This is a genomic window from Paraburkholderia sp. Tr-20389 (genome assembly GCF_017104565.1).
Classification (GTDB): Bacteria; Pseudomonadota; Gammaproteobacteria; order Burkholderiales; family Burkholderiaceae; genus Paraburkholderia.
In genome coordinates, this window is the sequence record NZ_JAAGPD010000047.1 from 65,448 (window position 1) to 90,982 (window position 25,535).

Genomic DNA, 25,535 nt, shown 5'->3' on the forward strand with positions numbered 1-25,535 from the left:
TTTCTTCAGGGAAGGAACAGCAGTCTAGCCGAATCGCGTGCGCCAAAATATATTTCGTGTGGTCTACACCGTAGATAACGGCCCGGACGGACGCTTCTTTAACGATTGGCGCGCTCCCGTTTTTCAGGCAGCGTTTCAGAAAATGGCCGCAGCCGCATGCGCCGGGTCGGCGTGCAGCGCGTACGCGGCACATCATCATGCGTTTCAAACCGCTGTTTGTTTTTTCGCGTCGTTTTGCAGCGTGATCGTAATGAGCATTGATGACAACTGTTCGGCACGGCCGTGTTTTTTCGCGTCCTTGTTCGGCCGGCTTATTTGCTGCGAGTTGCTTTGAGTTGCTGCGAGAGGAAGCGCTTCCGCAACCGGTTCGGCTACTGAATCGATGCCACCGTGCGTCCGCCCTTCTGCACACTGCCCGCCGGGTGCAGCTCGAAGCAGAACGTGGTGCCCGCCCATTCGCGTTCGACGAGCCGTATCTGGCTGTCGTGCAACTGCAGCATGCGCTGGACGATCAGCAGACCGAGCCCGCCGCGATGCGCGCCGCCCGACGTGAACGCGCGCTGGAACAGCCGCGCGCGCACCTCTTCCGACATGCCCGGCCCGGTATCGCTGACCGTCACCGACACCTTGCCGTCGCGCACCGCGAGATCGACATCGACGGCGCCGTGGTCCGGCGTGTGACGGATCGCATTGTCGAGCAGATTGGTCAGCACGCGCTCGATCATGCCGAGATCGGCCGTCACGTTCGGCAGACGCGGCGCGATGCCCGCGCGCAACGCGATATGACGCGCTTCGGCGGACAGCTCGAACTTCTGGAACACGTCCTGCAGCAGATCGACGAGCGAAAAGTCTTCGAGCGCGAGTTGCACGTTGCCATGCTCGAGCCGCGCGAGTTCGAACAGCGACTGCGCGAGACGCCCGACCTTCACGCTCTGCGCGAGCGCGATCGCGAGATAGCGCTTGCGTTCGGCGTCGCTCAGCGAATCCGATTTCATCGACAGCGTTTCCAGGTAGCCGTGCAGCGACGTCAATGGCGTACGCAGGTCGTGCGAGATGTTCGCCACCAGTTCGCGTCGCTCCTGGTCCTGGCGCGTCAGCTCGCGCCATTGCTGACCGATGCGCTCTGCCATCTGCGCGAAGGTCGATTCGAGCGTCGCGATTTCGTCGCGCGAATGGGGCGCTGCAACGCGCGTCGCCCGCGTCGCCGTCACGTTCGGCATTGCCGGTTGCGCGCCGGGTTCGCCGTTCGCATCGAACTGACGCATCGCATCGGTGAGACGGCGCAGCGGCCGTGTGATCAGCCCGAACGCCATCAGGCCGGCGACGAGACCGAGCAGCGCGACGACGGCCATCGACCATAACGTGGTGCGCAACACCGAGCTGGCCGCGACGCGCGCCGCGAGTTCGTCGTGCGCTTCGCCCTGCAGCACGACGTACAGATACTCGGGCGGCCGCGACGCGTCGGACCCGGCGTGCGGCAGCAGCGCCGCGCTGAACACCTTGCGGCCGTCGACGCTGCGCGGGTCGTCGCCGAGTATCGGCAGCGGATCGCCTGCGATGAACTGCCTGACGGGACGCACATCGACCTGCATCCGCTTCAGGTGGCCGGCGGGCGCGTCGTCGCCTTCGATGTGGCCGTTCTGATCGAGCAGATACACCTCGACACTCGGATTCACGACCATCAGCTGGCCGAAGATCTGCCGCATCGCGTCCTTGCGCGTACCGTCGCCGCCGTCGTCGGACAAGGCTGGATTGCGCGCGATATGCGACGCGAGATCGCGCGACAGGCTCTGAATCACTTCCTTCTCGTGCAGATCGCTCGACCGGATCTGCAACCATGCCGACGCGCCGCAGCACGCGAGCAGCAACACCGAAAACACCAGCGACAACCGCTGCGTCAATGACAGGTTCACGACGCTTCTCCCTCGTGTGCGGCGGGATCGGCTACGAACTTGTAGCCGCGTCCCCAGACCGTGAGGATGCGGGTGGGCTGCGCGGGGTCGTCCTCGATCTTCGCGCGCAGCCGGTTGATGTGCGTGTTGACGGTGTGCTCGTAGCCCTCGTGCTGATAGCCCCACACGGCGTTGAGCAGATCCATGCGCGAGAACACCTTGCCCGGACGGCTCGCGAAGAAGTACAGCAGATCGAATTCGCGCGGCGTCAGCTCGATGCGCTTGCCGTGCACGCTCGCTTCGCGCGTGAGCGGGTCGATGAACAACCCTGCGAGATTCAGGCTGCCCGCCTCCATGCGCGCGTCTTTCGCCATCGCATCGGCGCGCCGCAGCAGCGCCTTCACGCGCGCGACCAGTTCGAGCACCGAGAAAGGCTTCGCGAGATAGTCGTCGGCGCCGAGTTCCAGGCCGAGGATGCGATGCACCTCGCTCGAACGCGCGCTCGTGATGATGATGGGCGTATAGCGCGCCATCGCGCGGGCGCGCCGGCAGATCTCCAGCCCGTCGACGCCCGGCAGCATCAGGTCGAGAATCAGCGCGTCCCAGTTGCCCTGCTCCAGCAGCCGCAAGCCTTCGTTGCCGTCGGCGCTATGCACGACTTCATAGCGCTCGTCCCGCAGATGCAGGCTCAGCACATTGGCTATGTCGACATCGTCTTCGACGATCAGTACGCGCTTCGGATGATCCATCGGCTCGCTTGAATTGAGTGGGATTAAACGCCTTCATACGACGTTTACAGCCCTGACATTGTGCAGAATTTTCGGCCGCCGGGTTATCACAATTAATTTAAGTTTCCGTGAGGACCCTGATATCAGCGCGGACTTACGCTACGGCCACGTTCAATCGAGTCGCACGAAGGAGCACACGATGAAAAGCCGCAGGCAGTTCCTGTTATCGGGCGGCAGCGCGCTGGCGACGCTGGCCGCTCTCGCGAACTGGCGCGCGTTCGCCGCCGGCGCACCGGACGCATCGGAGGCGTCCGGCAATGCTGCGGCGCGCTTCGAAGTCATGCACTCCGACGCGCAATGGCGGCAGATGTTGACGTCCGCGCAATACCACGTGTTGCGCGAGGAAGGCACCGAGCGCCCGTTCAGCAGCCCGCTCAACGACGAACACCGCAGCGGCCTGTTCGCCTGCGCCGGATGCAGCCTCGAACTCTTTTCGTCGCGCACCAAGTTCGACAGCCACACGGGCTGGCCGAGCTTCTGGGCGCCGCTCGATCACGCCGTCGCGACGCGCGAGGACGGCTCGTGGGGCATGGTCCGCACGGAAGTGCACTGCCGGCGCTGCGGCGGCCATCTGGGCCACGTGTTCGACGACGGTCCGAAACCGACGGGCTTGCGCTACTGCATGAACGGCCTCGCGATGACCTTCACGCCGCGCGCCGTGTAACGCCCTCCACTCTTTCGCACGATCCACCATCCAAACGATCATGTTACTCATCGTCCTCGCTTATCTCGGCGGCGCGCTCACGATCCTGAGTCCGTGCATTCTGCCCGTGCTGCCCTTCGTCTTCGCGCGCGCCGACCAGCCGTTCGTGCGCTCGGGCCTGCCGCTGCTCGGCGGTATGGCGCTCACGTTCGCACTGGTCGCGACGCTGGCCGCCGTCGGCGGCGGCTGGGTCACGCAGGCCAACCAGTACGGCCGCTGGATCGCGATCGTGCTGCTCGGCGTGTTCGGCCTGACGTTACTGCTGCCGCGCTTCGCCGACCGTCTGATGCACCCCCTCGTCAGTGCGGGCAACCGGCTGACCGCGCTCGCGCGGACGGACGGCGCCACGCCGCGCATCGGCTCGTCGTTTCTGCTCGGCATCGCGACGGGCCTGCTGTGGGCGCCGTGCGCGGGCCCTATCCTCGGCCTCGTGCTGACGGGCGCCGCGCTGCGCGGCGCGAGCGTCGGCACGACACTGCTGCTGCTTGCGTATGCGGCGGGCGCGGCGACCTCGCTGGCGATTGCGCTGCTGATCGGCGGCAAGGTCTTCGCGGCGATGAAGCGCTCGCTCGGCGCGGGCGAATGGGTGCGGCGCGGCATCGGCGCGGCGATGCTGTGCGGTGTCGCGGCAATCGCGCTGGGCTTCGATACGGGCGTGCTCACGAAAGTCTCGACGGTCGCGACGAGCGGTATCGAACAGCACCTCGTCGACAAGCTGTCGCCGCCGAAACCGGCCGCCAACGAAGCGATGATGTCCGCGAACCTGCCCGCGATGAAGCCTGCCGCCGCCGACGCCGCGCCGCCCGCCGGGACGATGATGCGCGCCTCGACGGCAGCGGCAGCGCTGCCCGTCGAAGGCACGCTGCCTGCGCTGACGGGCGCCGTCCAGTGGCTGAACTCGCCGCCGCTCACGGCCGATCAACTGCGCGGCAAGGTCGTGCTGGTCGACTTCTGGACGTACTCGTGCATCAACTGCCTGCGCTCGCTGCCGTATGTGAAAGCGTGGTCGCAGAAGTATCGCGACATGGGCCTCGTCGTGATCGGCGTGCATGCGCCCGAGTTCGCATTCGAGCGCAATATCGACAACGTGAAGAAGGCGTCGCACGATCTGGGCGTCGATTACCCGGTCGCGATCGACAACAACTACGCGATCTGGCGCGCGTTCGGCAACCAGTACTGGCCGGCGCACTACTTCGTCGATGCGCAGGGCCGCATCCGCCATCATCACTTCGGCGAAGGCGAATACGAGCAGTCCGAGAAGGTGATCCAGCAACTGCTCGCGGAAGCGGGCCATCCCGAAGCGGCCCAGGTGGCGACGGGTCTCGAACAGCATGCGAAAGGCGTCGAAGCGGCCGCCGACGGCAACGACATGATGTCGCCGGAAACCTACATCGGCTATGCGCGTGCCGAGAACTTCATGTCGCCGGGCGGCGAAGCGCCGAACCGCACTCATGCGTACAGCGCGCCGTCGAGCCCCGACGTCAACGACTGGGGACTCGCTGGCACGTGGAAAGTGGGCGCGGAGCACGCAACGCTCGCCGCACCCGACGGACGCATCGTGTATCGCTTCCATGCGCGCGACCTGCATCTCGTGCTCGGGCCGGGCGCGGGCGGCAAGCCTGTGCACTTCCGCGTGACCATCGACGGCGCCGCGCCCGGCAATGCGCGCGGCACCGACGTGAATGCCGACGGCACGGGCGTCGTCACGGAGCAGCGTCTGTATCAACTCGTGCGTCAAACGGGCGACGTGGCCGACCATACCTTCGCGATCGAGTTTCTCGATCCGGGTGTCGAGGCTTACGCGTTCACATTCGGCTAACCCCATTCGCCATCACCCTGTCATTCGAGGATCGATCACCGTGAACAAGAAACTCATCGCAAACGCATTCGGCTGGACCCGCACGTCGGCGGGACGAATCGCGGCGTGCGTCGCGATCGGCGCTGGCGCGATCGCATGGCAACACGTCGCGTCGGCGGAACAGGCCGTCCGGATTCCCGCGCCCACGCAGGACGAAAAGGCGGGCGCCACGCACACCGAAACGGCCGTCTTCGCGGGCGGCTGCTTCTGGGGCGTTCAGGGCGTCTACGAGCACGTGAAAGGCGTGCAGCAGGTCGCGTCCGGCTACACGGGCGGCGCGGCGAACACCGCGCAATACGAGACCGTCAGCGACGGCGAAACGGGACACGCGGAATCCGTGCGCATCACCTACGACCCGACGCAGATCACATACGGCCGTCTGCTGCAGATTTTCTTTTCGGTAGCGCACAACCCGACGCAGCTCAACTATCAGGGCCCGGATCACGGCACGCAATATCGTTCGGCCGTGTTTCCGCAGAACGCCGAGCAGCGCGTGATTGCGCAGGCCTATATCGCGCAACTGGACAAGGCGAAGGTGTACCCGGCACCGATCGTGACGAAGGTCGAGGACTTCAAGGGCTTCTATCCCGCCGAGCAGTATCACCAGAACTATCTGGTGCTGCATCCCGACTCGCCGTACATCGCAATCAACGATCTGCCGAAGATCACCTATCTGAAGCAGATGTTCCCGGATGTCTATCGCAACGATCCCGTGCTGCTGAAGGCGTCGGCGTCATGACACGCGACGTCAGCCGCCGACGGCCTCGACGATCCGCTTGCACATAGCCTTGTCGGGGTACGGTCCGATGCCCGCGCGCACGTTGTCGGCCATGTATTCCGGGCGGCCCGTGCCCGGTATCACGACGGTCACGGCGGGCTGCGCGAGCACGAACTTCAGCAGGATCTGCGCCCACGTCGTGCAGCCGATGTCGGCGGCCCACGCGGGCAGCGGCGTCTTGCTGACGCGCGACAGCAGCCCGCCGCCGCCGAACGGCTGGTTGATGACCACGCCGATGCCCAGATCATGCGCGAGCGGCAGGATGCGCTGTTCCGCGTCGCGATCGTCGGCGGCGTAGTTGATCTGTACGAAGTCGGGCTTCTCGCTGCGCATCACGCTCGCCACTTCATCGAACGCACTCGACGTGTAATGCGTGACGCCGATATAGCGGACCCTGCCGCGCGCTTTCCAGTCGCGCAGCGTGGCAAGCTGCGTGCGCCAGTCGACGAGGTTGTGCACCTGCATCAGATCGATGCGCGGCTGTTGAAGGCGGCGCATCGACTGCTCCATCTGCGCGATGCCCGCGTCGCGGCCCTGGGTCCAGACCTTGGTCGCGACGAACGCCTTGCCATGCGCGTCGAGCCGCGTGAGCAGCGCACCCGCGACGGCTTCGGACGAACCGTACATCGGCGATGAATCGATTGCCGAGCCGCCTGCCGCGAACAGCACCTTCAGCACTTCCGCGAGCCGCGCCTGGCCTTCGGGATCGTCGCCGACATCGAACGTGCGCCACGTGCCGCAGCCGACGACGGGCAATGACTCGCCAGTCGCCGGAATCTTGCGCGTCTCCATGCGCGGCAAGGGCTTGTCTTGCGCTTCCACCTGTACAGATGAAAGCGACGCTGCAGACAATGCGAGCGGCATCATCAGCGCGCGTTGCAGGAAGCTGCGCCGCGAGGTCGGTTCAAAGGACTGGCGCATCGCTTCGCTAGATGGCACGCGCTGCATCAACCCGGACGGCGCACGATGAAATCGATCTCGACGAGCGCATCGCGCGCGAGCCCCGTCACGCCGACGCAGGTCCGCGCAGGCAATCGTCCCGGCGGAAAATGCGCGGCGTACACCGCGTTCATCGTCGCGTAGTCGCGCTTGAACTCCGTGAGGAAGATACGCGCCGACACGACGTGCTCGAGTCCGAGGCCAATGCCCTTGAGCACCAGCACGAGGTTGTCCATCACGCGTTTGGTCTGCGCAGCGACGCCTTCGGGCAAGGGCGCCGCGTCGTCGTCGGGCGAGGTCGGCATCTGGCCCGTGACGAACACCCAGCCGCCCGATTCCGTCGCGTGAGAAAACGGCCCGACGGGCGTCGGCGCGCCCTCGACCATCCAGAACTGCGTGGTTTCGCTCATCTGTTGAGGCTCCGTGGACTTCGCATCGATCGATTGAAGAGGCGCGCGAGGTGCGCGCCGAGTGCATACCTTAGCGCGCTTCGCGCGACGCTGCATGAACGTGCTGTGATTGCGTGAGCTATCCTCAACGGACAAAAGCACCGGCGAAAGTAGGCAGCACCTGAAGCGAGCAATAATTTTCCGGTCGTCCGGGTTGCTCCTATACTTCATGTGATCTTTTTCCACTGGTACGAGAGGTCCGCATGATCACCATGCCTGAGGATGTCTTGCAAGCCAATGAAGGAGAAGTCGGATTCAGTTGGGACGGGACTTCGCCCCATCCTGTTTATGCGGATGCCACGGTGAAGAACAAGGACACCACGATGAATTGGGCCGAGCATCAGCGCATTGTTTGCAGCGCCGGCAAGCTGTTGACATCGTGGACAGCCGACGAGCACACCGGGAAGGGCAAGAAGGCCTTCAGGGCACTGAAGGACGCTTACGACGGCAGCAATAAGCAGCGGGCGGTTCTAAGAGTTTCAAAGGGCATTCATCAGCCGGAAACCAACCCTCATCTGCAACTGCGGGTCGTCGAGACGTTCTTCAACAACGAGGACAATACGTCGAGGAGCGTCAACTATACGTTCCACCTCGATGTCAGCGCGACGGAAATAACCAGTCCTGGGCTGGTTGACCGCTTTCAATGGGACGGCGTGCGGTTCTCTTACGAAGATGAGAACAATTGGTACCGATGGCCCGTCCTCGCGGTGCCGCCAAGAGCGAAAAACTCGTCCGCATCGCGCCGGGCGAGTATCAGTTATGCGTCACTGCAAACCCACCTGAACGACCTGGCGGAACAGGAGAAAAAGCGGCTGCGCCAGGAAGCACTCGACCAGCAGAAACTGCAGGCGCAAACGCTCGAAGCCAAGATCAACCAGGAACTCGTTCGCCTGAAGCAGGAAGAACAGGTCGAGCTTCGCAGGCGCAACAATGAACCGTCTCCGAAATTTTTCAAGGGGACGACCAAGGCCTACGTCGTGAACAAATATAGCAAGGGTTACTACGTGATCTGGGATGAGAAGACGCAGAAGCTGATCAAGACAATCTGAGCCGGCGTAGATCCCGCGCGGCCCATCTGCATAATCCACACGCCGCCGGGCAACTGCAGATCGATCGCCGCTCCGCAGGCAGGAACCCCATAAAAAAAGCGCGCTTCGTGAAGAAGCGCGCCCTTATGCGGTGCGGCGAGCGCCGCGCGCCATGTCATGTCATGCATTGCTCTGCCCGGCGGGACGGCACCACGCCCGGCGGCGCGCTGGTTTCGGCGCATCGCCGGCGTGCTGGACTTCGACGACTTCAAGCACCTCGCGCCACCAGCGCTCGCCGCGATGCGGCGCCGTGAGATCGAGCCGCTCGCCCATACGCGGCGTCGAGAGCGCGATGCCATGCGCGGCCGCGAGTCCCACCACGCGCTCGAACGGCTCCTGCCAGCGATGCATCGCCAGATCGAACGTGCCGTTGTGGATCGGCACGAGCCAGCGTCCGCGCAAATCGATATGCGCCTGCACGGTATGGTCGGGCTGCATGTGGACGTACGGCCACTGCGCGTCGTACGCGCCCGTTTCCATCAGGGTCACGTCGAACGGTCCGAGCCGCTCGCCGATCGTCTTGAAGCCGTCGAAGTAGCCGGTGTCGCCGCTGAAGAACACGCGCAGGTCGCCATCGACGATCACCCACGACGCCCACAGCGTGCTGTTGCCGTCGAACAGGCTGCGCCCCGAAAAATGCTGCGCCGGCGTTGCAGTGAACTGCAGGCCGTCGATCTCGACGCCCTGCCACCAGTCGAACTGGCGCACTTTCGACGCCTCGATGCCCCACTCGATCAGCCGGTCGCCGACACCGAGCGGCGTCAGGAACACGCCCGTCGAATCCGCCAGCGCGAGTACCGTCTCGCGGTCCAGATGGTCGTAGTGATCGTGCGACAGGATCACGCCGCGCAACGGCGGCAAGTCTTCTCGCGCGATAGGCGGCGCGTGGAAACGCTTCGGCCCCATCCGCCTGAACGGCGATGCGCGCTCCGCGAACACCGGGTCGGTCAGCCAGAACTGGCCGCGCAGCTTGAGCAGCATCGTCGAATGGCCGAGGCGGAACAGACTGCCGTCCGGCGCGGCGTCGAGGTCAGCGCGCGTCAACGCATCGACGGGCAGCGCGGCGGACGGCATCGTGCCGTCGGGCTTGTTGAACAGCACGTTCCACGCGATCCGCAGCGTCTTGCCGAAGCCTTCGACGGGGCGCGGCTTCACGTTGCGAAAACGCTCGCCATCGTGCTGCGGCGATGCGCCGGACAGATCGCGGCCGCGTTGCGCCGCGGTGAATCCCAGAATCTGACTGATGTTGCCGATGATCGATTTCATGCGAAGCGTCGCTCGAGACAGAAGGTAGACTGCACAGTGTAGTTTATTATCTCGAAAAGTAAACCCGTCGGTGTAAAATTAGCGCATGGACGACAGCACCACCCTTCCCCGTCTGACCGATCGCAAGCGCGCGGCCGTGATCGAAGCGGCCATCGACGAATTTCGCGCGTCCGGTTTCGACGCCACCAGCATGGACCGCATCGCGGCGCGCGCGAGCGTGTCGAAGCGGACCGTGTACAACCACTTCCCCAGCAAGGAAGCGCTGTTCGCGGCGATCCTCCAGCAGCTGTGGGACGCGAGCAAGGCAGGCGACGCGCCCGGCTATCGCGCGGACCAGCCTTTGCGTCCGCAACTGATCGACCTGCTCGCGCAGAAGCTGCGGCTGCTGAACGACAACGCGTTCATGTCGCTCGCGCGGGTGGCGATCGCGGCGGGTATTCATTCGCCCGAACGCGCGCGGGACATGGTGGCGCGCATCGGCGAGCGCGAGGAAGGATTGACCGTGTGGATCCGCGCGGCCGCCGCCGACGGCAGGCTCGACATGCCCGACCCCGCCTTCGCCGCGCAGCAGTTGCATGGTCTCGTGAAGGGATTTGCGTTCTGGCCGCAGGTGACGATGGGCCAGCCGCCGTTGACGGCCGAGGAGCAGACGATGGTGGCGCAGACATCGGCGGATATGTTTCTGGCGCGCTACGCGGTGAAACCGGGCGGCACGCTCTAGGCAGACGACACCAGCCCCGCCAGCGTATCGCCGAAGCCCCCCCTCACCTTCGACGCAAGCCGCGCGCTCGTCACCACACGCGGCGCCGCACTCCACGCAATACGCGCCCCCGTTTCGACCAGCAGCCCGACCAGCGCGACATCCTCGCTGCACGCCAGCGGCGGAAATCCGCCGACTCTGCAATACGCGCGCGCCGACACACCGAGATTCGCCCCGTGCACATGCCGGTGCCCATCGGCATTCAGGTACGCGCGATAGAACGCATCGCGCGTCAGTTCGTCGTGCTCGCGCCAGTCTTCGACGACCACCGGGCCGCACACCGCTTCTGCATCGAGCGCCAACTGCGCGACGAGCCAGTCCGGCGCGACGCGGCTGTCGGCATCGGTGAACGCGAGCCAGCGCACGCCCTGCTCCAGCAACGTCGCCGCGCCCGCTGCCCGCGCCTTGCCGACGTTGCGCACGTCGAGCGTCAACGCATGCGTATCGAAACAGCGCGCGATCGACGCCGAGCGATCGGTGCAGCTATCGAGCGCCACGACGATTCTCACCAGCTCGCCCCGCAATTCCGGATGCGCGGCCGCGATGCGCGCGGCCTGAAGGCAATCGGCGAGCAGTTCTTCTTCATCATGCGCGGGTATCACGATGCCGATCATGCGAGCCCCTCGCATTGCGCCACCGATTGCCCGTCCTTCGACCACACGTCGAGCAGCAGATCGTGCTCCGCGTGCTGCACGATGCGGTTCAACGGAGGCAGCGCGTCGAACGTCGCGTGCACATCGTCGGCGGTTTGCAGCTTGCCTTCGAACGGATGCCGCCAGTGGCATGCGACGAGCGTGCCGTCCGCCGTCAGCGATGCGCAGGCGCGCCGCGCGAGTTCCGCCGTCGCTTCGCGCGACAGGTAATAGCACAGCTCGCCGATCACGATCAGATCGAAGCTCGCCTCGGGCCATTGCTCGGGAATCGCGCGTTGTTCGAACGTGACGTTGCGCCTGTCGGCGAGGCGTTCGCGTGCAAGACGCACCGCGTGTTCGCTGATATCGCACACGGTCAGCCGGTCGCAACGCTGCGCGAGCAACGCCGACATTTCGCCGTTCGAGCACGCCGGTTCGAAGCCCGAGCGATAACACTCGCGCGGCAACGCCGCGACGGTCAGCAGACGCTTGCGGCGCTCGTACCAGCTGCCGCGATAGTCCCAAGGGTCGTCGTCCTGGCGGTACAGATCGTCGAAATAGGCGGAGGGAAATGACATGCGCGCGAACCTCAGCGAGGCGCCAGATTCCAGAGCCCGCCTGCGTCGCCGCCATCGTCGTCGCTGTCGAGCAGCGTCTGTCCGAGCGCACACTCGTCGCGTTCGGCGTGGCTTTGACGCAGGAACACGGGCAGATCGGCGATCGCGTGCGCAAACCATGCATCCGTGCAGAACGGCACGGCGCCGAGCGCGCGCGACACATGCTCCATCACTTGTGCCGCCGCCTGTTCGACGGCGACGCGCACGCGCAGCGCGCATTGCTGCGCATCGTCGCGCGGATGCGCATCGATCCACGCGGCCGATTCGCGCAGCAATGCAGCGACGGCCGACAGTTCGGCATCGGCGGCGCCCAGATGCGCGCACGCATGCGGGTCCGCGTGACGCTTGACGCTGTCGCGCAGAATCGATGCGAGTGCGGCGGCGCATCCGTACCAGCATGCGGCAATACCCGCGCCGCCATGCCAGAAGCCAGGACGCGACAGATACGCGCCTACGCCGCCGACCTGCACCGCGCGCGCGCCGTCGAAACGCACGCTGCTCGTGCCCGTCGCGCGCATGCCGACGGCGTGCCAGCCGCTATGGTCGATCGCGATGGAAGGCTGTGACAGTTCGACGGCAGCCAACACTGGTTCGTCGTCGCGCCATGCCGTCACCAACGCATGCGAGACGTGCGGCGCACCCGAACACCACGGCTTGACGCCTTCGAGCGTCAAGCCGTCCCGGCCGTTCGATGCGTGCGCGATCAGCTTCGCGTTCGGCGGCTCGGCGGCCCATACGGCCCAACTGCCGCCGCCGTCGTCGGCGAGTTCGGCGCGGTCCAGTTCCGCGAGGATCGCAAGCGCATCGGTGTGGGCCTCATACAGTTTCACCAGCGACAGATCGCACGCCGCGACAGCCGCGAGTCCGCGCCAGCGTGTTGCGGTTTCGCCTCGACCCGGCAGCGGCAGCCAGTCCATGCCTCGCCCGCGCAACGCATCCAGCGTGGCCGCGCGGCTTGCCGAGGCATCGTCGCCATAACGCACGCTCGCGAGGTATCGTTCCAGTGCCGGGACGAGCGCATAGCGCCTCGGCTCGATATCGGCGCCCGGTTCCTCGTCCTTCAGGCGCAGTCCGCTGTTGATGTACCACGCAGCGGGCGCGGCGCGCCGCAGGGGATCGTGGCCGATATCGCTCATGTGTTCCTCCATCAAGGCCTGCAAGAAGGCGTCGGGTGGTGTCGGGTTTGTTGCTGCGCCGCCAACAGCGCGGGTGCTTTCAAGCGTCGACGCAAGCGGCGTGCCCATGATTCGCGGAGCGTTTTCACCGGCTGCGCCTGCACGCGCGAGCCAGTCGGTTTGCGAGCCGTGCCGGTCGGCATGGCGATTGCGGTCCAAAGACCAGACGCGCCTTGCGCGCACGGCGCACCGCTCTCGCTGCGCTGCCGATCTCGACGAGGATAACGATGACGACGAACACGACAATGCAGAAAGCAGCCCGGCTCTCCGATCTCGCGGACAACGGCATGAAGCGCATCGAGGCGAACGGCACGCCGATCCTGCTGATACGTCGCGGCAATGCGGTGCATGCCTATAGCGCGGACTGTCCGCATGCGGGCGCGCCACTCGAACAGGGCGCGCTGTGCAATGGCAGGCTCGTGTGTCCGTGGCACAAGGGCACCTTCGACATCGCGACGGGTGCGCTCGTCGAACCGCCCGCACTGCTGCCGTTGACGCGTTATCCCGTGCGTGTCGAACACGGCGACGTGCTCGTCGACAGCATGCCGGAGCCGTCGAAGACGAGCGCGCCAACGGCTGCCGACACGCGCACGTTCGCGATCGTCGGCGCGGGCGCGGCGGGTGCGGCCGCCTGTGCCGCGCTGCGCGAGGCGGGCTTCGCGGGACGCATCGTGCTGATCGATCGCGAGCCGCGCACGCCGTACGACCGCACCGTGTTGAGCAAATTCGTGCCGTCGGGCGAGATGCCCGTCGATGAGGTTCCGCCTCTGCTACCCGACGACTTCTTCGCTACGCATGCAATCGAAACGATCCAGGCCGATGTCACGACGCTCGATGCCGGTGCGCGCCGTATCGACATCGGCAGCGCACCGTCGATTCACTACGACGCCGCGCTCGTCGCCACGGGCGGCATACCGAAACGGCTGACGCTGCAAGGCAGCGAGGCGGACAACATCAAGCCGCGTATCCGCCTGCTGCGCAATCGTGACGACGCGCGGCGCCTCGTCGACACTGCTGCGCAGGGCGAACACGCGCTCGTGCTGGGCGCGAGTTTCGTCGGACTGGAAGTGGCGTCGGCGCTGCGCGAACGCAAGCTTCGCGTGACGGTCGTGTCGCCAGGCAATGTGCCGTTCGAAAAGCAGTTCGGTCCCGAACTCGGCAGGCTCTTCATGCGGCTGCACGAAGCGCATGGCGTGAAGGTACGCATGGGCCGGCATGCGCGCGCCGTCGCGCCCGGCGATGCAAATGGCGCTCTGCGGGTGACGCTCGACAACGGCGATACCGTGTCATGCGATTTCATCGTTGCGGGTGTCGGCGTGACGCCGGCGACGGATTTTCTCGACGGCGTGACACGCAACGACGACAAGAGCGTCAACGTCGACGCGTCGATGCGCGTCACGAACGGTCTCTATGCGGCGGGCGACATCGCGCGCTTCGAATTGCAGGCGCCCGTCAGCGAACGCGTGCGTATCGAGCATTGGCGTGTCGCACAACAGCATGCGCGCATCGCCGCACACGCGATGCTCGGCATACCGCCGAAGGAACCGCTCGTGCCGTATTTCTGGACGTATCACTTCGGCAAGACGTTCGAATACGTCGGTCACGCGAAGCACTGGGATGAAACGAAATTCACGGGGACGCCCGACACCTTCGAATTCATCGCGCTGCTCGGCGAGAAAGGAAAGCTGGTCGCCGCCGTCGGCTGCAATCGCGAGAAACAGACGGGCATGCTGGTGGAAGCGCTGCGCAAACCGTTGAGTCTCGCCGATGCGATGAAGATTGCCGAATCGGCATGAACATGAACAAGCCGCGCATCGCACGAAATCATGCGATGCGCGGCTTCTTGTCAACCGCCACTCAACTGCTGTGCGACGGACACCCGCCCGCACCCGGCGGCTCCGGTCGATCGCCGCTGCCCAACGGCACCTCGGCGGTTTGCTTCGGATGCGGATTCGAACGAGGCGGGTTCGTGGCTTTCATGGTTTCCGTCGGCTCGCCAGGCTGCGTCGTCGTGGCGGTTTTGCGTTGCTCGCGTTTCTGTTCCATGTTCGTGCTCCCTCTTTCTGTTTGTCACTGCCCAGCCGGCGCCTCAGAACCGGTCGATCCTGAAGTCGCCCGCCAGCGCGGTGGTATTGCGCCGCTGCATCAGCTTCTCGAATTCGACCGCGATGCGCGCGAGCGATTGACGCTTCTGGATCAGATCCCACTGCGTGTATGCATCGAACGCTTCGTCATCGAACGAGACCGTGACCGACGCGCGTTGCCCTTCGGCATCGAAGCCGATGTAGAGCATGCCGTTGCTCAGTTCCTCGATGCGGAACTCAACATGTCGAGCCTCGAAATAACGGCCGAGCGTTGCGGCGATATCGCGCCGGTCACCCGGCATCACGGCGATCGTCATGGGAATTTCTGCTGAAGGCATCCGCGTAATGCACGCGACGCGCGCTGGAATATCTACACGCGTGCCTGGCTGTGCGTCACCGTGCCGTCTGTCGTTCACATGCGGTCACGGCTGGCGTTGCCCGCCCTGATGCTGCGGCGGCTTCTGGTTTTGCTGCTGTTGCCCGCCGTCCCGATTCGGTTGATGCGGGGTCGCCGGATGATTCGGTGCTGCTTTTTGCGTGCTCGTCGTTTGCTTCATGGTCAATGTCCTCTTTGGGGTTGAACACGAGTTCGCGGACCGCGCGCATAGCGCGACACGCTCGCCTGTTCGATGCGGCAAGCGGCGTTCCCGTCGCGAGGAACAGCGTTTGCTGCTGCGCAGGTGTTCTTCGGATGTTCGCGATGGCTTCTTTCTTGCATCCGCAACGAGAAGCCCACCATGCCGATGACGCAAAACACGACCACCGACGCCACCGAGCCACCGACGACCGACAACCGCGCTGCGACCCGGCCCACTCGCATCGCTCCGAGCCTGCTTCGCCTGAATCACACCTGCGAGCGCAAGGAGCACGCGCATCATTTCCGTATCCTGATCGATGCCGCCGAGTACTTCGCGACGCTGCGTGCAGCGATGATCCGCGCGCGCCGTAGTATCTACATCGTCGGCTGGGACATCGACAGCCGTCTGCAACTCGTACCCGGAGGCGCGCCCGACGGTCTGCCAGGCCAGCTTGCGGACTTTCTTTGTGCGCTCGCGGAAGCGAACCGTCATCTGCGGATCTACGTGCTCGCGTGGGACTTCGCGATGCTGTACGCATTCGAACGGGAATGGCTGCCCGTGTACAAGCTCGGCTGGCGCACGCATCGCCGCATCCGCTTCCGGCAGGACGGACGGCATCCGCTCGGCGCTTCGCATCATCAGAAAATCGTCGCGATCGACGACCGGCTCGCGTTCGTCGGCGGGATCGATCTGACCAGCTCGCGCTGGGACACGCCCGAACATCATCCGCAAGCACCGCTGCGGCGCAACGCGGGCGATACGCCCTATCAGCCGATGCACGACGTGCAGGCCATGTTCGACGGACCGGCCGCGCATGCCGTGAGTCTGCTGGTGCGCGAGCGCTGGCGACGCGCAACGGCCAAAGCGCTCGACCCGACGCCCGACTCGATGCCGCGCCCCGACGATGCCTCCAGCATCTGGCCCGCGGACGTCGCCGCCGATATCGAAGCGGTCGAACTCGGCATTTCGCTGACGCAACCGGCCTTCGAAGGACGGCCGCTCGTCGAGCAGATCCAGCAGTTGTATATCGATGCGATCGCAAGCGCGAAGCACAGCATCTACATCGAAAACCAGTACTTCACAGCGAGCCGCGTGGGGGCCGCGCTCGCTGCGCGTCTCGCCGATGCGGACAGTCCCGATATCGCCGTCGTCGGTCCGGAAAGAACCAGCGGCTGGCTTCAGGAAGCGACGATGGGTGTGCTGCGCGCGCGGCTTCACGCTCTGCTGAAACAGGCCGACGGACAGCGACGCTACGCGATGTATGCCCCCACCACGGGCGGGAGCGCGAGCGGCGCGCATGGCCAGATCATCAACGTGCACAGCAAGCTGATGACCGTCGACGATGAGGTGCTGATCGTCGGCAGCGCGAACCTCAACAATCGCTCGATGGTGCTCGATACGGAATGCAACATCACGCTCGAAGCGCGCGGCGATCCGCGCGTGCAGACGGCGATCGCGGCGGTGCGCAACCGTCTGCTGGCCGAGCATCTGGACGTCTCTCCCGCGCAAGTGCAAACCGCGCTCGACATGCGGCGCCTGAACGAAGCGATCACGCACCTGCGTCACGGCGAACGCACGCTGATGCCGCTCGACCCCGTCGTATCCGGCGACCTGGACGACCTCGCATCGCGTGTGTCGGTGTTCGATGCCGAAGCGCCCGTTGCGCCGCACGAACTCGTGCGCCACTTCGTGCCCGAAGAACGCAGCCGTCCGCTGACAGGAAGACTGCTCGCGCTCGGCACACTCGCGTTGAGCGTCGTCGCGCTGACCGTGCTGTGGCGTTTCACGCCGCTGCGCGACGCCGTCAGCTTCACGACGCTGGTGCATGCCGCGCAGCACGTGCACGCGTCGCCGCTCGGGCCGTTCGCCATCGTCGCGCTGTATGCGCTCGCCGCGAGCATTTCGGTTCCGGTCACGCTGCTGATCGCCGCGAGCGGCTTCGTATTCGGCGCGCTGTGGGGCAGCGCGTACGCGTTCGCGGGCACGATGATCTCCGCGTGCATCACGTACTATGCGGGCGCGTCGCTCGGTCATGATGCCGTGCGCAAACTCGCGGGCAGCCGCATCAACCGGATCAGCGAAAAGCTCGGCAAAAAAGGGCTCGTCGCGGTCGTCATCGTGCGCGTCGTGCCCGTTGCGCCATTCACGATCATCAACCTCGCGGCGGGCGCGTCGCATATCAGTCTGCGCGACTACCTGGCGGGCACCGTGCTCGGCATGACGCCCGGCATCGTGCTCGCGACCACCTTCGCCCATCAGCTCGTGGCAGCCGTGCGTCATCCGTCGCTCACGGGGCTGGCCCTCGTCGCGCTGATCGGGGCGGCGCTCGTCGGGCTGTCCGTTGCATTGCAGCGCTTCTTTGCGCGCCGCTCATGAACGCTACTAGCCCTCTTACCTCGCAGGAAAAAGCTACGGCCAAGGTGGTCCGCGCGCTGCGCATCGCCACCTGGAACATCCACGGGACGGTCGGCACCGACAGGCTCGCGTCGCCGGAACGGATCGGGCGCGTGATCCGCGAACTCGACGCGGATATCGTCGCGTTACAGGAAGTGCCGCTGGGCGGCAGCTTTGCACCGAACGCGCTGCCCGTCTTGCGCGAAATGACAGGGATGGACGCGATCGCGGGGCCGACGCTCGATACGCCCGAACGCCGCTATGGCAACGCGATCCTGAGCCGCCTGCCCATCTGCGCGACGCGTGCGCTCGATCTGTCGTTCGGCACGCGCGAAGCGCGCGGCGCACTCGACGTCGACGTGGAGACGGACGGCCCGGGCACGGCGCTGCGCGTGGTCGCGACGCATCTGGGCCTGTCCGCGCGCGAGCGGCGCGCGCAGATCCGCGCGCTGATTTCGGCTTTCGATACGCCGCGCATGCCTGTGCTGCTGATGGGCGACATCAACGAATGGTTCGTCTGGGGCCACGCGCTGCGCATGCTCGTTACCCATTTTCAGGCGGCGCCCGCGCCGCGCACGTTTCCTTCGCGCCTGCCTGTTTTCGCGCTCGACCGTATCTGGATGCACCCCGCCGACCGCCTGCTCGACGTGCATGTGCACAGCAGCATGCTCGCGCGTGCCGCATCGGATCATTTGCCACTGGTCGCGCGGATCGCACGGGAGCATCATTGGTAGCTCGCGGTGAAGCGCAGGCGCAACGCTTGCGCGCGCTGCGGGTTCGTTCAACTCTCTTCATGGAGCTGCCAATGGTCAGAAAGAATTACGCCCCGGACGAAAACGCCCCACGCCAACCGTATGCGGACAAGGACGCGGGCGTCGGCATGGGCCGGATCACCCTCGACGACGATGACGACCTCGAGGACGACCTGGAAGATGAAGAAGAGGACGATGCGGAAGGCGCCCGCTAGGCGCTAGCCGGGCGCTCGCCATGTGCCGGCGAAAGCGCGATGAAAGGACGCAGCGCACGGCGTGATGCCGCGCGCTGCTTTTGTTTTATGCGGAAGGTCAATCAGGCGTGCCGTTCGGCGTGGCTGTCCATGCCGCGTTCATCGATGCCTTGTTCGGCCTGCACCGGCTGCGGCGGCCGCGTCGGATCGAAATCGGCCCAGCGGCCTCGCTGCCAGCGTCCCGTGGCGCGCTCGATCGCCGCGCCGCCTGCCTCGCGCAGCACGTGCGCGGCGGTGTGCTGCGAGTCCGGCGTGACGTGCACGGCCAGCAGCACGCCCGAGTCGCGCGTTTCATGATGCGCGCGCTCTGCATGGATGCTCTTGCCACCGCCGCGCGTCCGGTACATCGCCCCGATCAGCGAACCGATATACGCGCCGACCCCGGCCGCGATCGCCGACACCAGCACGGGTGCCGAGAACGCGGTGAAAATGCCGACCCCGACCACGGCCCCCGCGACGGCCCCGATCGTCACGCCGATGCCCGCACCCTTCGGCGCATCGGTGGCGGCGGCGTCCTTGTTTTCATCGCCGCCGATCGGAAAGCGGGCGTGCTGGCCGCGCGGGTTGACGAAGAACAGCGACACGTCTTCTTCGAGGAATCCTGAACGGAAAAGGCGTTTGGCAGCGGATTCGGCTGCGGGGAATGTGGTGAATCGTGCGGCAACGATGAGCGACATGATACCTCCCTTGTTCCAGACTTCGTTCGATAAAGGGCGGCGGCACATCGCCAATCCTCTTGCGCGGACGCCGCCCGCCAATGACCTGAATTGAGCAAGGCATGCGCCCGTGCTTCAGTTGTCACCGCGGTTGTCACCGGTTGTCACATCACTTGCGGCGTCCACGCGCGGCTTCGTCGAGATCGGCTTCGTTCGCCGCTTCCTCTTCCGCGCCTTCATCCGAGCCCTCGATCATCTCGCCCGCGATGCCTTCGGACGCTTCTTCACCCGTTGCGCTGATGACGCGGTCCACATCGATGTCCTCGTTCTGCTCCAGCGTCGAATCGCCATCGGCCGATGCGCGTTCGCCCGTGCCGGCGCGGTCGCTGTCGCTCGCGAGTTCGGCTTCGCCCGTTTCGAGCGCGTGGTTGTCGAGTTCGTCGTCGACGTCGAACTCATGACGCTTCGCGCCCGCTACGTCGCTGCCGCTATCGGACGAATCGCTCGGGCCGAGCGATGCGTTGTCGTGTCCCGCCGGCTTGACCACGGGACGTTGTTCGTCGTCGGGATTGAGTGTGCTCATGCTGGCCTCCAGAGTGAGTTGATTCGGATGCTGCCTCGCTACACGAGGCGCAAAAAGCATTCCGCTCTTTGCCGCGATCTGCCGCAATCGGCGCTCGTGTAAAGGGAACGTGCCTTGCTCGTCAGCCGATGCATGCAGCACGCACACTTCCGCGAAGACGTCATGAGCACACGCAAACCCGCATCACGATCGACTGGCGAAGCAGGCGATACCGGCGAGACGATGCCCGCCGCAAAAGACACTCGACGCGACACACCGCACGTCGAACCGGACCAGCAGCCCGCACGCCTCGACGACTGCCGGCGCTGCGCGCTCTGGTCGCGCGCGACGCAAGCGGTCGGCGGCGTCGGGCCGAAGCACGCGCCCATCATGATGGTGGGCGAACAGCCTGGGGATAAGGAAGACCTGCAAGGCATGCCGTTCGTCGGACCCGCGGGCCAGTTGCTCGACGATGCATTGAGTGAAGCGGGCGTGGACCGTCGCGATGTGTACGTGACGAATGCCGTCAAGCATTTCAAATGGGAGCCGCGCGGCAAGCGGCGCATGCACAAGACGCCCGCGCAGCGCGAGATCGATGCGTGTCGTTACTGGCTGGAACGCGAACTGGCTTCGGTCGGACCACGCGTGCTCGTCGCGCTCGGCGCGACCGCGCTCAAGGCGATACTCGAAGATCGCGATGCGCGCCTGCAGGCAGTTGTCGGCAAGGTGCTCGAACATGGCGGCCGGCATGTCGTGCCGACCTATCATCCGTCGTTCGCGCTGCGCGCGCCCGATGAAGCGACGCGGCATCGCGCGTATGCCGCCATCGTCGCGGCACTGCGGGAAGCGGGAAAGCTCGCGCAACGCGAAGCGGCGCGCGAAAGCGACACGTGACGTGCATCACGCCTGCGCGTCGAGCGCTTCCTTCAGTTGATCAAATGAATAGGGCTTGCGCAACGCGGTCCATGCGAACGGCAACGAAGCGTCGGACGGTTGGGCGTCGAGCCCCGACGAGAACACGACGCGCTGTGCCGCCCGCAGCGCGACCGCCGCGCGCGCGAGATCGAAACCGGACATGCCAGGCAGCGTGAGATCGGTGAGCAGCACATCGAATGGATGTACGTGCAAGCGCTGCAATGCCTCTTCCGCGCTGGCCGCGGCTTCGAAGGTATGGCCCAGCATCGCGATCAGTTCGCACAGCGCGTCGCGCGCATCGCGTTCGTCTTCGACGACCAGAATGCGCAGCGTGCGCTTCAGGCCGGCTTGTGCCATGTCGTGCGCCGCGTCGTGCATCGGCCGCTCCGTGACGTCGAACATGTCGCGTATCTTGCGCGCGAGCTGCGTGCGGCTATATGGCTTTTGCAACAGATCGGCGCCGCGCCGCAACTGCGCATCGAGGCCGATCGTGTCGCGCGTGTGGCCCGATGTGAACAGCACCTTCAACGACGGCCGCATCAACAGCGCCTGACGCGCCATTTCAGGGCTCAGCAGCGGGCCCGGCATCACCACGTCGCTGAACAGCAGATCGACCTTCGCGCCGCTGCGCAGCACGGTCAGCGCTTCCGTTGCGTCGTTCGCGGTCAGCACGCCATAGCCCAGTTGCGAGAGCATATCGACCACGGTCAACTGCACGCGCCGGTCGTCTTCGACGACGAGCACGGTTTCGTCACCGCGCAGATCGTCGACGGCGTCTGGTTCGGCGGGAGCGGCAGGCCGCGCGACGGGCGGCTGCGTCGAGCGCGGCAGATAGATCGTCACGGTGGTGCCGACGCCCGGCGTGCTCGCCAGTTCGATATGGCCACCGCTCTGCAGCACGAAACCGTAGGCCATGCTCAGGCCCAGCCCCGTGCCCTGCCCCTCTGGCTTGGTCGTGAAGAACGGATCGAAGGCGCGCTCGGCGACATCGGCGCTCATGCCCGTGCCTGTATCCGTGACCGTCATCTTCACGTAGTCGCCGGAATCGATCTGCGCGGTCATGGCGGCCTGTGCATCGAGTACCGCATTCGACAGCCCGAACGTCAGCATGCCGCCTTCCGGCATCGCGTCGCGCGAATTGATCGCGAGATTGAGCAGCACATTTTCCAGTTGATGCGTGTCGACCAGCACGTTCCACGAATCGCCGCCGCCATGCGACTCGTGAATCCGCACGCGCACGCGCTCGCCGAGCGCGCGGCGCAGCAGGTCTTCCATGCCGTGCAGCACGTGGCCGAGATTGCTGGGGACGGGCTGCAGCGCCTGGCGGCGTCCGAACGCGAGCAGGTGCGACGCAAGCTTCGAGCCGCGCTCGACGGCTTCGATCGCGCGGCCGATGCGCGAGCGGCTCCATGCATCGTCGTGCCGCGCGCCGAGCAGTTCCAGGTTGCCGCGCAGCACTTGCAATACGTTGTTGAAATCGTGCGCGACGCCGCCCGTGAGCTTGCCGAGCGCTTCCATTTTCTGGGACTGAAAGAGCGCATTGCGCGTCTGGTCGAGCAGTTCGGCGGCCTGACGGCGCTCGGTGATGTCGCGCGTGATCTTGGCGAAGCCGATCAGCGTGCCGCCTTCGTCGCGGATCGCGTCGATCACGACGTGCGCCCAGAAGCGGCTGCCGTCGCGCCGCACGCGCCACCCTTCGGCTTCCCAGCGCCCTTCGCGCGCGGCCGTCTCCAGACCTCGCTGCGGCACGCCTGCCGCCGCGTCTTCGGGCGTGTAGAAGCACGAGAAATGCGAGCCGATGATCTGCTCGTCCGTATAACCTTTGATGCGCCGCGCGCCAGGGTTCCAGTTGGTGACGCACCCTTCCGGCGACAGCATGAAGATCGCGTAGTCGTTCACGCCCTGCACCAGCAGACGGAAGCGCCGGTCGCTTTCGAGCGCGGCATCGGTGGCGTTCTTCTTGTCGCTGATGTCGCGCACGACGCGACCATAGCCGAGCAGATTGCCGTCGGCCGCGTGAAGTGCCGTGACGATCAGGTTGGCCCAGAACTGCGTGCCGTCCTTGCGCGCGCGCCAGCCCTCCGTTTCATACCGTCCGTCTTCGCGCGCACGCTCGAGTTCCATCTCCGGCACACCGGCGCGCTGATCTTCCTCGGGGTACAGCACGCGCACGTGCTGGCCGAGAATCTCATGGGGCGCGTAGCCCTGGATTTTCTGTCCACCCACGTTCCAGCTGATGATCGTGCCGTCGGGCGCGAGTGCGTAGATCGAGTAGTCGGTGGTGGATTCGGCCCACAGGCGCAGCCATTCGCCGCTGAAGTTGACGGCGTGCGCGTCCACGCCGCCTGCCGCGGCTTCGTATTCCGCGTGCGGATGAGGCGGCTGCGCGTCTCGCTCCGCCTCGCTGCCGATGTCTTTGTCGTCGTCGCTCATTGCCCGGGATATGGCCTTCTGCACGCGTATTGTATAAGCATGAAGATGCCGCCGGAATGCCAGTCAAACCCTGACGTGGCCGCTTTGGCGCGCTTCATAGCGGGAATCTGGTCGTCGAGAGGATTTCCTTGAGCACCATGAAGCTGCGGATCTGCCGCACACCGGGCAGGTACAGCAATTGCTCGGCGTGCAGCCGGTTGAAGCTCTCGCTGTCGCGCGTGCGCACGAGCATGAAGTAATCGAATTCGCCCGTGACCACGTGACACTCCATGCAGCCCGATACCTTTTGCGCAGCCTTTTCGAAGGCGGCGAAGGTTTCGGGTGTCGAGCGGTCCAGCACCACGCCGATCACCACCAGCATCCCCGCGCCGACCGCTTTCGGATCGAGCAATGCCACCGTTGCGCGAATCATGCCCGCTTCCCTGAGTCTTTCGACGCGCCGCAGACACGCGGGCGCGCTCAACTTCACCTTCGCTGCGAGCGCAACGTTCGAGATCGACGCGTCCTGCTGAAGCTGCTTGAGGATCGCGCGATCGATGCGGTCGAGCTGCGAGAGCGAGGTGGTTTCCCCTGCCGGGTGGCTGCGTAATTTTGTTGCGCACATGGTTTATTTCAGGAAATTAGCGAAAGTAGGTCATGCTTAATCCCTTCTTAAAGTAACTACATGCCATTTATTTCGCAAGCTCATTTCGCGGCGTCTTTTCTATCATGTTTCCCAACGCGGCATCGTTCGCGTTTCGTCCGACGCAAACGTCCGACGCCCGATACGCGCCCTTCCCAGACCAACGGATCCCGACCATGAACCTGCAACGCTTTCCCCGTTATCCCCTCACCTTCGGGCCGACGCCGATCCAGCCGCTCAAGCGGCTCTCCGATCATCTCGGCGGCAAGGTTCAGCTTTACGCGAAGCGCGAGGACTGCAACAGCGGTCTCGCGTTCGGCGGCAACAAGACGCGCAAGCTCGAGTACCTGATTCCCGAAGCGCTGGCGCAAGGTTGCGACACGCTCGTGTCGATCGGCGGCATCCAGTCGAACCAGACGCGCCAGGTGGCGGCCGTCGCCGCGCATCTCGGCATGAAGTGCGTGCTCGTGCAGGAGAACTGGGTCAACTATCACGACGCCGTGTATGACCGCGTCGGCAACATCCAGATGTCGCGCATCATGGGCGCCGACGTGCGGCTCGTAGCCGACGGCTTCGACATCGGCTTTCGCAAGAGCTGGGAAGATGCGCTGGAAAGCGTGCGCGCCGCAGGTGGCAAGCCGTATGCGATTCCCGCCGGCTGTTCGGATCATCCGCTCGGCGGACTGGGCTTCGTCGGCTTCGCCGAAGAAGTGCGCCAGCAGGAAGCCGAACTGGGCTTCAAGTTCGACTATGTCGTCGTGTGCTCGGTGACGGGCAGCACGCAGGCGGGGATGATCGTCGGCTTCGCGGCGGACGGGCGCGCGGACCGCGTGATCGGCATCGACGCCTCGGCGAAACCGGAACAGACGCGCGAACAGATCACGCGCATCGCGCAGCGCACCGCGGAACAGGTCGATCTGGGCCGCGATATCACCGCGCAGGACGTCGTGCTCGACACTCGCTATGGCGGCCCCGAATACGGCCTGCCCAACGAAGGCACGATGGAAGCGATCCGCCTGTGCGCGCGGCTCGAAGGTGTGATGACCGATCCCGTCTACGAAGGCAAGTCGATGCACGGCATGATCGACAAGGTGCGGCGCGGCGAATTTCCGGAAGGCTCGAAAGTGCTCTATGCACATCTGGGCGGCGTGCCCGCGCTGAACGCGTATAGCTTCCTGTTCCGCGAAGGCTGAGCGCGGCAACCGGACCGTCAAAATCGGCATAGGGGGTAGCCAACAGGCTACGCCCCTGCCACACCACCCGGCATGCGGGTCCGCACCGGGCGGTTCGGGAAGTTGAGGTCAGGAGAGACGGGGTAGGCCTAGTCGGTCGAACCATGC

Annotated in this window: 25 protein-coding genes; 11 read left to right on the forward strand and 14 right to left on the reverse strand. The window is 65.3% G+C overall.

Annotated elements, in window-relative coordinates; translation table 11 throughout:
• Positions 1 to 371: 371 nt before the first annotated feature.
• A complete protein-coding gene (locus G3N95_RS32895) occupies positions 372 to 1,913 on the reverse strand; it encodes a HAMP domain-containing sensor histidine kinase (protein ID WP_205974275.1) in 1,542 nt (513 codons plus the stop codon).
• Entirely contained in the window at positions 1,910 to 2,641 is a 732-nt protein-coding gene (locus G3N95_RS32900; protein ID WP_205974276.1) for a response regulator transcription factor, read from the reverse strand. Before G3N95_RS32900 ends, G3N95_RS32895 begins: the two co-directional genes overlap by 4 nt.
• A gap of 178 nt (positions 2,642 to 2,819) precedes the next feature.
• On the opposite strand from G3N95_RS32900, the gene msrB reads away from it, so the two are divergent.
• Genes msrB through msrA form a run of 3 tightly spaced genes read left to right on the forward strand, consistent with a single transcriptional unit; the run spans position 2,820 to position 5,980 of the window.
• Positions 2,820 to 3,344, forward strand: coding sequence for a peptide-methionine (R)-S-oxide reductase MsrB (msrB, locus tag G3N95_RS32905; protein ID WP_205974277.1), 525 nt, complete (start codon positions 2,820 to 2,822; stop codon positions 3,342 to 3,344).
• 40 nt (positions 3,345 to 3,384) lie between these two features.
• Positions 3,385 to 5,202, forward strand: coding sequence for a cytochrome c biogenesis protein DipZ (locus G3N95_RS32910; RefSeq protein ID WP_205974278.1), 1,818 nt, complete (start codon positions 3,385 to 3,387; stop codon positions 5,200 to 5,202).
• A 40-nt stretch (positions 5,203 to 5,242) separates the two neighbouring features.
• Entirely contained in the window at positions 5,243 to 5,980 is a 738-nt protein-coding gene (msrA, locus tag G3N95_RS32915; RefSeq protein WP_205974279.1) for a peptide-methionine (S)-S-oxide reductase MsrA, read from the forward strand.
• A 9-nt stretch (positions 5,981 to 5,989) separates the two neighbouring features.
• Here msrA and G3N95_RS32920 read toward each other — a convergent pair whose 3' ends face one another.
• Both G3N95_RS32920 and G3N95_RS32925 read right to left on the reverse strand, forming a co-directional pair.
• Positions 5,990 to 6,940 carry an aldo/keto reductase gene (locus G3N95_RS32920; protein ID WP_241019083.1) on the reverse strand — a complete coding sequence of 317 codons (951 nt, stop codon included), beginning with the start codon at positions 6,938 to 6,940 and terminating at the stop codon, positions 5,990 to 5,992.
• 26 nt (positions 6,941 to 6,966) lie between these two features.
• A complete protein-coding gene (locus tag G3N95_RS32925; protein WP_205974280.1) occupies positions 6,967 to 7,368 on the reverse strand; it encodes a RidA family protein in 402 nt (133 codons plus the stop codon).
• A gap of 242 nt (positions 7,369 to 7,610) precedes the next feature.
• On the opposite strand from G3N95_RS32925, the gene G3N95_RS32930 reads away from it, so the two are divergent.
• Positions 7,611 to 8,456 carry a hypothetical protein gene (locus G3N95_RS32930; protein ID WP_205974281.1) on the forward strand — a complete coding sequence of 282 codons (846 nt, stop codon included), beginning with the start codon at positions 7,611 to 7,613 and terminating at the stop codon, positions 8,454 to 8,456.
• Between the two features lie 159 nt (positions 8,457 to 8,615).
• On the opposite strand, the gene G3N95_RS32935 is transcribed toward G3N95_RS32930, so the two are convergent.
• Positions 8,616 to 9,761 carry an MBL fold metallo-hydrolase gene (locus G3N95_RS32935; protein WP_205974282.1) on the reverse strand — a complete coding sequence of 382 codons (1,146 nt, stop codon included), beginning with the start codon at positions 9,759 to 9,761 and terminating at the stop codon, positions 8,616 to 8,618.
• Positions 9,762 to 9,846: 85 nt separating this feature from the next.
• On the opposite strand from G3N95_RS32935, the gene G3N95_RS32940 reads away from it, so the two are divergent.
• Positions 9,847 to 10,482 carry a TetR/AcrR family transcriptional regulator gene (locus G3N95_RS32940; RefSeq protein WP_205974283.1) on the forward strand — a complete coding sequence of 212 codons (636 nt, stop codon included), beginning with the start codon at positions 9,847 to 9,849 and terminating at the stop codon, positions 10,480 to 10,482.
• Here G3N95_RS32940 and G3N95_RS32945 read toward each other — a convergent pair.
• Genes G3N95_RS32945 through G3N95_RS32955 form a run of 3 tightly spaced genes read right to left on the reverse strand, consistent with a single transcriptional unit; the run spans position 10,479 to position 12,906 of the window.
• Entirely contained in the window at positions 10,479 to 11,135 is a 657-nt protein-coding gene (locus tag G3N95_RS32945) for a glycosyltransferase (protein ID WP_205974284.1), read from the reverse strand. The two genes, G3N95_RS32940 and G3N95_RS32945, sit on opposite strands and share 4 nt — an antisense overlap.
• Positions 11,132 to 11,731, reverse strand: coding sequence for a class I SAM-dependent methyltransferase (locus G3N95_RS32950; protein WP_205974285.1), 600 nt, complete (start codon positions 11,729 to 11,731; stop codon positions 11,132 to 11,134). Before G3N95_RS32950 ends, G3N95_RS32945 begins: the two co-directional genes overlap by 4 nt.
• 11 nt (positions 11,732 to 11,742) lie before the next feature.
• Complete coding sequence (locus tag G3N95_RS32955) at positions 11,743 to 12,906, reverse strand: acyl-CoA dehydrogenase (RefSeq protein ID WP_205974286.1); 1,164 nt, start codon at positions 12,904 to 12,906, stop codon at positions 11,743 to 11,745.
• Positions 12,907 to 13,172: 266 nt separating this feature from the next.
• Between G3N95_RS32955 and G3N95_RS32960 the strand changes: the two genes are divergently transcribed.
• A complete protein-coding gene (locus tag G3N95_RS32960) occupies positions 13,173 to 14,741 on the forward strand; it encodes an FAD-dependent oxidoreductase (protein ID WP_205974287.1) in 1,569 nt (522 codons plus the stop codon).
• Positions 14,742 to 14,802: 61 nt separating this feature from the next.
• On the opposite strand, the gene G3N95_RS32965 is transcribed toward G3N95_RS32960, so the two are convergent.
• A complete protein-coding gene (locus tag G3N95_RS32965; RefSeq protein WP_205974288.1) occupies positions 14,803 to 14,991 on the reverse strand; it encodes a hypothetical protein in 189 nt (62 codons plus the stop codon).
• Positions 14,992 to 15,034: 43 nt separating this feature from the next.
• Complete coding sequence (locus G3N95_RS32970; protein ID WP_205974289.1) at positions 15,035 to 15,346, reverse strand: hypothetical protein; 312 nt, start codon at positions 15,344 to 15,346, stop codon at positions 15,035 to 15,037.
• 420 nt (positions 15,347 to 15,766) lie between these two features.
• Between G3N95_RS32970 and G3N95_RS32975 the strand changes: the two genes are divergently transcribed.
• The 3 genes from G3N95_RS32975 to G3N95_RS32985 all read left to right on the forward strand — a co-directional run bounded on the left by G3N95_RS32975 (position 15,767) and on the right by G3N95_RS32985 (position 18,968).
• Entirely contained in the window at positions 15,767 to 17,983 is a 2,217-nt protein-coding gene (locus tag G3N95_RS32975; protein ID WP_205974290.1) for a VTT domain-containing protein, read from the forward strand.
• On the forward strand, positions 17,980 to 18,735 hold the full coding sequence (locus G3N95_RS32980) for an endonuclease/exonuclease/phosphatase family protein (RefSeq protein ID WP_205974291.1): 756 nt from the start codon (positions 17,980 to 17,982) through the stop codon (positions 18,733 to 18,735). Before G3N95_RS32975 ends, G3N95_RS32980 begins: the two co-directional genes overlap by 4 nt.
• A 71-nt stretch (positions 18,736 to 18,806) precedes the next feature.
• Positions 18,807 to 18,968: a hypothetical protein gene (locus G3N95_RS32985; RefSeq protein ID WP_205974292.1), complete on the forward strand. Its 162-nt coding sequence runs from the start codon at positions 18,807 to 18,809 to the stop codon at positions 18,966 to 18,968.
• A 101-nt stretch (positions 18,969 to 19,069) separates the two neighbouring features.
• Here G3N95_RS32985 and G3N95_RS32990 read toward each other — a convergent pair whose 3' ends face one another.
• Entirely contained in the window at positions 19,070 to 19,684 is a 615-nt protein-coding gene (locus tag G3N95_RS32990) for a hypothetical protein (protein ID WP_205974293.1), read from the reverse strand.
• A gap of 148 nt (positions 19,685 to 19,832) precedes the next feature.
• Positions 19,833 to 20,246, reverse strand: a complete 414-nt coding sequence (locus G3N95_RS32995) for a chemotaxis protein (RefSeq protein WP_241019084.1) — start codon at positions 20,244 to 20,246, stop codon at positions 19,833 to 19,835.
• 132 nt (positions 20,247 to 20,378) lie between these two features.
• Here G3N95_RS32995 and G3N95_RS33000 point away from each other — a divergent pair, with 132 nt between their 5' ends.
• Positions 20,379 to 21,119 (forward strand): UdgX family uracil-DNA binding protein, encoded by a 741-nt coding sequence (locus G3N95_RS33000; protein WP_205974294.1) that lies wholly within the window; start codon positions 20,379 to 20,381, stop codon positions 21,117 to 21,119.
• Between the two features lie 6 nt (positions 21,120 to 21,125).
• Here the strand turns inward: G3N95_RS33000 and G3N95_RS33005 are convergent, their stop codons facing one another.
• On the reverse strand, positions 21,126 to 23,573 hold the full coding sequence (locus tag G3N95_RS33005; protein ID WP_205974295.1) for a PAS domain S-box protein: 2,448 nt from the start codon (positions 23,571 to 23,573) through the stop codon (positions 21,126 to 21,128).
• A 94-nt stretch (positions 23,574 to 23,667) separates the two neighbouring features.
• Entirely contained in the window at positions 23,668 to 24,177 is a 510-nt protein-coding gene (locus G3N95_RS33010) for an Lrp/AsnC family transcriptional regulator (RefSeq protein ID WP_205974296.1), read from the reverse strand.
• A 194-nt stretch (positions 24,178 to 24,371) separates the two neighbouring features.
• On the opposite strand from G3N95_RS33010, the gene G3N95_RS33015 reads away from it, so the two are divergent.
• Positions 24,372 to 25,388, forward strand: a complete 1,017-nt coding sequence (locus tag G3N95_RS33015) for a 1-aminocyclopropane-1-carboxylate deaminase (protein WP_205974297.1) — start codon at positions 24,372 to 24,374, stop codon at positions 25,386 to 25,388.
• Positions 25,389 to 25,535 lie beyond the last annotated feature (147 nt).